This is a genomic window from uncultured Mailhella sp. (assembly GCF_944324575.1).
GTDB lineage: Bacteria > Desulfobacterota > Desulfovibrionia > Desulfovibrionales > Desulfovibrionaceae > Mailhella.
The window spans coordinates 1-5,767 of the sequence record NZ_CALUWV010000122.1; the positions used below are offsets into that span (position 1 = coordinate 1).

The window sequence follows — 5,767 nt, forward strand, 5'->3', positions numbered from 1 at the left end:
ACGCGCTCAAGAAGCTGGAGAAGGACAAGGAAATCTCCGCCGACGAGCTGAAGAAGGCCATGGACGACGTGCAGAAGCTCACGGACGCCTTCGTAAAGAAGGCCGACGCCAAGGCCCAGGCCAAGGAAAAGGAAATCATGGAAATCTGACGACGTGAAGGCCCGCGTCCGGCAGAAACGCCGGAGCCAAGCGGGCCTTCCGCGTCATGCGGGCGGGAAGCCGGAGAAGCGGCCCCGCATCAACGTGGAAAGGCGCATGGAACAACGACTGCCGCAGCACATTGCGGTCATCATGGACGGCAACGGCCGATGGGCCAGAGAACGGGGGCTCGCCCGCTCCGAAGGACATCTCGCCGGCGTGGACGCCGTGCGCACGCTGGTGCGCGAATGCCGGCGCAGGGGCATAGGGTACGTCACCGTGTATGCCTTTTCCAAGGAAAACTGGCAGCGGCCCGAAAAGGAAGTGAGCTTTCTTTTCGAGCTGTTTCTGCGCTTCATGCGTCAGGAGCTGCCCGAGCTCATGAAGGAAGACATACGTCTCGCCTTCATCGGCGACAGGAAGGATCTGCCCTTTGCCGTGCGTCAGGCGCTCGATCACGCGCTCAGAAAGACGGCCGACAACCGCTCCATGGTGTTCACGCTCGCCATCAGCTATTCCGGACGGGAAGAAATACTCCGTGCCGCGCGTCAGGCGCTTGCCGCGCATCTCAGGCCCGAGGAGCTCACGGAAGATATCTTCCGTTCCTTTCTCTACGCTCCCGGCATGCCGGATCCGGATCTCATCATTCGCACGAGCGGCGAGGAGCGCCTCAGCAACTTTCTGCTCTTCCAGAGCGCATATGCAGAATTCTATTTCAGCCCCGTGCTTCGGCCCGGAAGAGCTGACGAAAGCCCTCGACAGCTACGCCTGCCGCACCCGCCGTTTCGGCAGAACCGGCGAACAGGTCGGCGGACAGACGACAACAGAAGGAAGAAATCATGAATGACAAGTTTCGCGCCGCGGGACTCGGCCTGCGGCTCATCACGGCGGCCGTGCTCGCGGCCGTTCTCATCGCCGCGTGGGTCATGGGCGGCTGGTACGTTTCCGGCCTTGTCGGCGTTCTCGCCCTCGTGGGTCTGGGCGAATTTCTCTTTCTGTTCCAGCCCGAGGGCGGATGGGGCATGAAAATTCTCGGCCTTCTGCTCGGCGCGGCATACCTTGCCGCCTGTGCGGCGCTGCCCTCCCTTCCGGCAGGCCTCGCCATGGCCTTCTGCGCCATGATCACGGCCATTTACGCGCTTGTTGCCTGGAGCCGGGAAAAAACGCTCGATCCTCTGCGCCGCGCCGCCGTCATGGTATGCGGCCTCGCCTACGTTCCGCTGCTGCTTGCCCCGGCCATGCATTTTTCCCGCTGGGAACAGCTCCTTGTGGTGCTTCTGCCCGCCGCTTCCGACATGGCCGCCTACTTTGCGGGCGTGAGCTTCGGCAAGCATGCCATCTGGCCCGGCGTGAGTCCCAAAAAGAGCGTGGAAGGCTCCATAGCCGGCCTTCTGGCCGCCGTTATCGTCTCCTGCGCCATGGGTCTTGCCTTCGGCAGCGCGCCGCTTTACGCCTTTGCCGCGCTCGGCGCGGTCATGGGCATCATGGCTCAGCTCGGCGACTTCTTTGAATCCGCCCTGAAACGCGCCGTCAACGTCAAGGATTCCAGCCGTCTTCTGCCCGGTCACGGCGGCGTGCTCGACCGGCTCGACAGCATTTCCTTCTGCGTGGGCGTCTACGCCGTGGCCTCGGCCCTGTATCCGTTCTTCGCGCAGGCCGCCCAGTAAACACAGGCAAACGCTGTCGACGCGCTGTTACAGACCTCTCCGGCGTTTTCCGGCCCGTTCGGAAAACGCCCTTTTTCGGGAAACCGGACAGATGTTTTCCTCTGTCCGCCCTGCCCCATCTTTTCAGCAAGAGTCCCCCTTCATGAAGTACATCAGCAGCATTCCCGGCGAAAACGACGCTCTGCCCTTTCCCCGCCGCGTGGCCCTCATGGGCTGTACCGGCTCCATAGGCACAAGCACCCTGCGCGTGCTGGACGCCTGGCGCGACTCGGGCCGCTTCGAGGTTCGGGCGCTTGCCGCGGGACGGAACGTCGAGCTGCTCGCAAGGCAGGCCGAAGAATGGCGTCCGCCCTTCCTTGCCGTGCTGGAAAAGGACGGCCCCCACGGCGTGGACGCCCTTGCCTCGCGTCTTCCCTCCGGCTACCGGCCGGAAATACTCTGGGGCAAGGAAGGCTACGCCGCCCTCGCCTCTCTCGCCGACGTGGACATGGTGCTCTCGGCTCAGGTGGGCGCGGCAGGCCTTCGCGCCACCGTGGCCGCTGCCCTTGCAGGCAAGACCATCTGCCTTGCCAACAAGGAATCGCTGGTGCTCGCCGGAGAGCTCATCCGCAACATCTGCCGCCGCACGGGCGCGGTCATACTCCCCGTGGACTCGGAACATTTCGCCCTGTTTGAAGGCATGGTCGGCCGAGGCGAAAACGACATCGCACGCCTCATGCTCACGGCTTCGGGCGGCCCGTTCCGCACAAAGGACGCCGCCTTCCTCAAAACCGTGCGTCCGGAAGATGCCCTCAAACATCCCAACTGGTCCATGGGCGCAAAAATCACCATAGATTCCGCCACGCTCATGAACAAGGGACTCGAGATCATCGAAGCCTGCCATCTCTATCACGTGCCCGCCAGAGACGTTGTCGTGGTGGTGCATCCTCAGTCCATCGTGCATTCCCTCGTGGAACTTGCCGACGGCGCCATGATGGGACATTTTGCCGTGCCCGACATGCGCGTGCCCATTGCCGGATGCCTTTCCTGGCCTTATCTTTCCGATGGAAGAGTCACGGGCATCAGCGCGCTCGATCTCGCAAGGGAGGGAAGCCTCACCTTTGAAGAGCCGCGCCTCGACCTCTTCCCCTGCCTCGACCTTGCGCGACGCGCCCTTGCCCAGGGCCACACCGTGGAGCTCAACGCGGCCAACGAGGTGGCCGTGGAACGCTTCCTTGCCGGAAACATCGGCTTTACCGACATTCCGGCGCTGGTGCGCGACATTCTCGACGACGCCTCGGATGTGCAGAACTTCGAGCTCGCCGAAGGCCCCCTTGCCCCGCAGGTCGCCCGCGCGCTCGAGTCCGTGGAAAAAACCGACGCCGCCGCGCGAGACCGTGCAAGGCTCTGGCAGGCCTGAACAGAAACCCGCAGCCGCACGCCCTTCCGAGGGCCCGGCAAACGCCGTTCCGTCCGGCCTGCGTACCGGCAGGGACGACAGTAAAACGGGCCGCACACGCACAGGCGCAGAAAAGCGCGCCACGCTGCGGCACGTTCAACCTCAACGGGGCGGCATCCGTCCGGCCCCATCGGGATACCATGCAGTCACTACTTCACTATCTTTCCTACTGGGACGCCGCGCTGGCCGTGGTGCTGGTGTTCGGCGGACTCATTTTCTTTCATGAACTCGGGCATTTTCTCGCCTTCCGTGCGTTCAAGGTAGGCGTCATCACCTTTTCCATCGGCATGGGGCCGAAACTGTGCAGCTTCAAGCGCGGCAAGACCGAATACCGGCTCTCCTGGCTGCCCTTCGGCGGCTACGTGTCGGGCGTGGGCGAATACAGCAACGAGGTGGAAAGCCTCGGATTCACACAGGAAGAAGCGGTCAACAACCGCCCCGCATGGCAGAGGCTCATCATCGCCTTTGCCGGTCCGTTCATGAACATCGTCATTGCCTGGCTCATCTACTGGGGCCTCACCCTCTCCACCGGCCTTGCCGTGCCGCTGCCGCAGGCAGGCGCCATCGTGCAGGGCAGCGCGGCCATGCAGGCGGGCATGCTGCCCGGCGACATGATCACCGCCATTGACGGCGTCGCCATCGACCGCTGGTCGCAGGTTCCCGAAACCGTGGGAGCCTCCGGCGGCCGTACCCTCCGCGTGGACGTTCTGCGCGACGGCAGGCCCCTCAGCTTCGACATGACTCCCACCAGAAGCGAACGCGCCAACATCTTCGGCGAAAAGGAAACCGCCTGGCTCATCGGCGTTCAGGCCTCGGGCGCGGTGCGCTACGAACCCAAGAGCTTCGCGGAATCCGCCGTCCTCGGACTGCGCCAGACCTGGAACATGATCGACATTACCCTCACCGGCGTAAAAAAGATGATCACCGGTTCCGTGGCCGCCGATTCCGTGGGCGGCCCCATACTCATCGCCCAGATGCTCGGCCAGCAGGCAGAGGCGGGCATCGTGCCGCTGCTTCTGCTCACCGCCCTCATCAGCGTGAACCTCGGCCTGCTCAACCTCTTCCCCATTCCCGTGCTGGACGGCGGAGCCATACTGTTCTGCATTGTGGAAATCATCGTTCGCCGTCCCGTGCCCGAAAAGGTGCAGGAATGGTCCATGCGCGTGGGCGCAAGCCTGCTCATCGCCCTCATGATCTTCGCCACCTTCAACGACGTCATGCGCTGGTTCAAATAAATGCGTGAACTTACTCTTATTCTCAATACGGCGGAAAAGCGCGTCCAGTTCGCGCTTTGCGAAAACGGCGCCATGCTCTGCGGCGAGGACTGGCTCGCCCAGCGCGGCGGAACCGAACTGCTCGCTCCGGCCCTGCGCGAATCCTGCGCCCGCCTCGGCGTCACCCCTTCGGCCATTCGCCGCATAGCCTGCGTGGCCGGCCCCGGCAACTTCACCGGTCTGCGCATCGGCCTCACCACCGCCTCAGGCCTCGCCCGAGCCGTGAGCGCAAAACAGGCAGGACTCAACTACCTGCAATGCCTCGCCGCCAACGCCCCGGCCCTGCCCTGCGAAGAAATCCTCGCCCTTACCAACGCCCGCAAGGGCCTCGCCTACGTCGCCCGCTTCCGCGCCGATGAAAACGGCATCCCCCAGCCCGAAGGCCATACCTTCCTGCTGCCCCTGCCCCCGCTGCCCGAAGGCACAAACCTCGGAACGCCGAACTTCGTCATCGGCAGCGCCCTCACCAGCAACCTCGACTGCCTGAAGGCGGCCCTGCCCCCCTCCGCCCGACTGCTCGCAAACCATAACGCCCCCACCCTCGCGGCCCCCCCCGCCACGGAACAGACCCGACCCTGGGACGACCAGAACGAGTCCGATATCCCCCCCCTCTATATGCGCGACTGCGACGCCGTCGAAAACCTCGACGCCATCGCCCGCGCCCAGGGCCGTACCCCTGAACTCGCCCACCAGGAACTCGAACGCCTCACCCACGCCCCCCTCGCTGAGTGAAAGGCAGGAAAGGCAGAATGACAGGAAAGGCAGCGGGGGAGATAATCTCCCCCGCACCCCCATGGTTTGCGGGACGAGCCCTCTCGGGCCCGTCCCGCACTCATGTCGTGGCGTGAACATTGTCCCCTGCCCCTGCCTGCTTCCTCTCTTGCCATTCCTTTTCTTTCCTTCTCCCAAGTAGCGCAAACGCCCGTCTGCCCCGGACACGCTGTACGGACGCGGGACTTGTACGACGGGCATGGCGTTTAACGGCGGGAGTGAATCCCGCCTGCTTATGCCCGTCGGCCGGGCTCCTGAGGTCGCCCGGGGCCCCCGAGCGTTGAGAAACGGTTATTCCTCCGGCAGCGACGGTTTTCCAGAGCGTTGAACCAGCGCTCTCCCCTTAAAAAATCTGGAAATCCCTACAAACAACACCGGTGCTTTCGCGAAGCGAAACACCGGTCGGCCAGCCGCAGGCGGGCGCAGCCGCGCACGCCTGCACTGAGTTTGCAGCCCGAAAAGAGCCCGCCAGGCCTTCC

At 64.0% G+C, this 5,767-nt stretch carries 5 protein-coding genes and 1 pseudogene; all 6 read left to right on the plus strand.

Annotated features, from left to right (window positions below):
- Nucleotides 1–149, plus strand: a 149-nt coding sequence (locus tag Q0J81_RS10215; RefSeq protein ID WP_294447649.1) for a ribosome recycling factor, incomplete at its 5' end; no start/stop codon positions are given.
- 106 nt (nucleotides 150–255) lie between these two features.
- Nucleotides 256–985 (plus strand): annotated as a pseudogene (uppS, locus tag Q0J81_RS10220) (polyprenyl diphosphate synthase).
- Nucleotides 978–1,805 carry a phosphatidate cytidylyltransferase gene (locus Q0J81_RS10225; protein ID WP_294447644.1) on the plus strand — a complete coding sequence of 276 codons (828 nt, stop codon included), beginning with the start codon at nucleotides 978–980 and terminating at the stop codon, nucleotides 1,803–1,805. Before uppS ends, Q0J81_RS10225 begins: the two are co-directional and overlap by 8 nt.
- A 142-nt stretch (nucleotides 1,806–1,947) precedes the next feature.
- On the plus strand, nucleotides 1,948–3,204 hold the full coding sequence (gene dxr, locus Q0J81_RS10230) for a 1-deoxy-D-xylulose-5-phosphate reductoisomerase (protein ID WP_294447645.1): 1,257 nt from the start codon (nucleotides 1,948–1,950) through the stop codon (nucleotides 3,202–3,204).
- Between the two features lie 179 nt (nucleotides 3,205–3,383).
- Entirely contained in the window at nucleotides 3,384–4,478 is a 1,095-nt protein-coding gene (gene rseP / locus Q0J81_RS10235; protein WP_294447646.1) for an RIP metalloprotease RseP, read from the plus strand.
- On the plus strand, nucleotides 4,479–5,249 hold the full coding sequence (gene tsaB, locus Q0J81_RS10240) for a tRNA (adenosine(37)-N6)-threonylcarbamoyltransferase complex dimerization subunit type 1 TsaB (RefSeq protein WP_294447648.1): 771 nt from the start codon (nucleotides 4,479–4,481) through the stop codon (nucleotides 5,247–5,249). It begins immediately after the preceding gene.
- Nucleotides 5,250–5,767 lie beyond the last annotated feature (518 nt).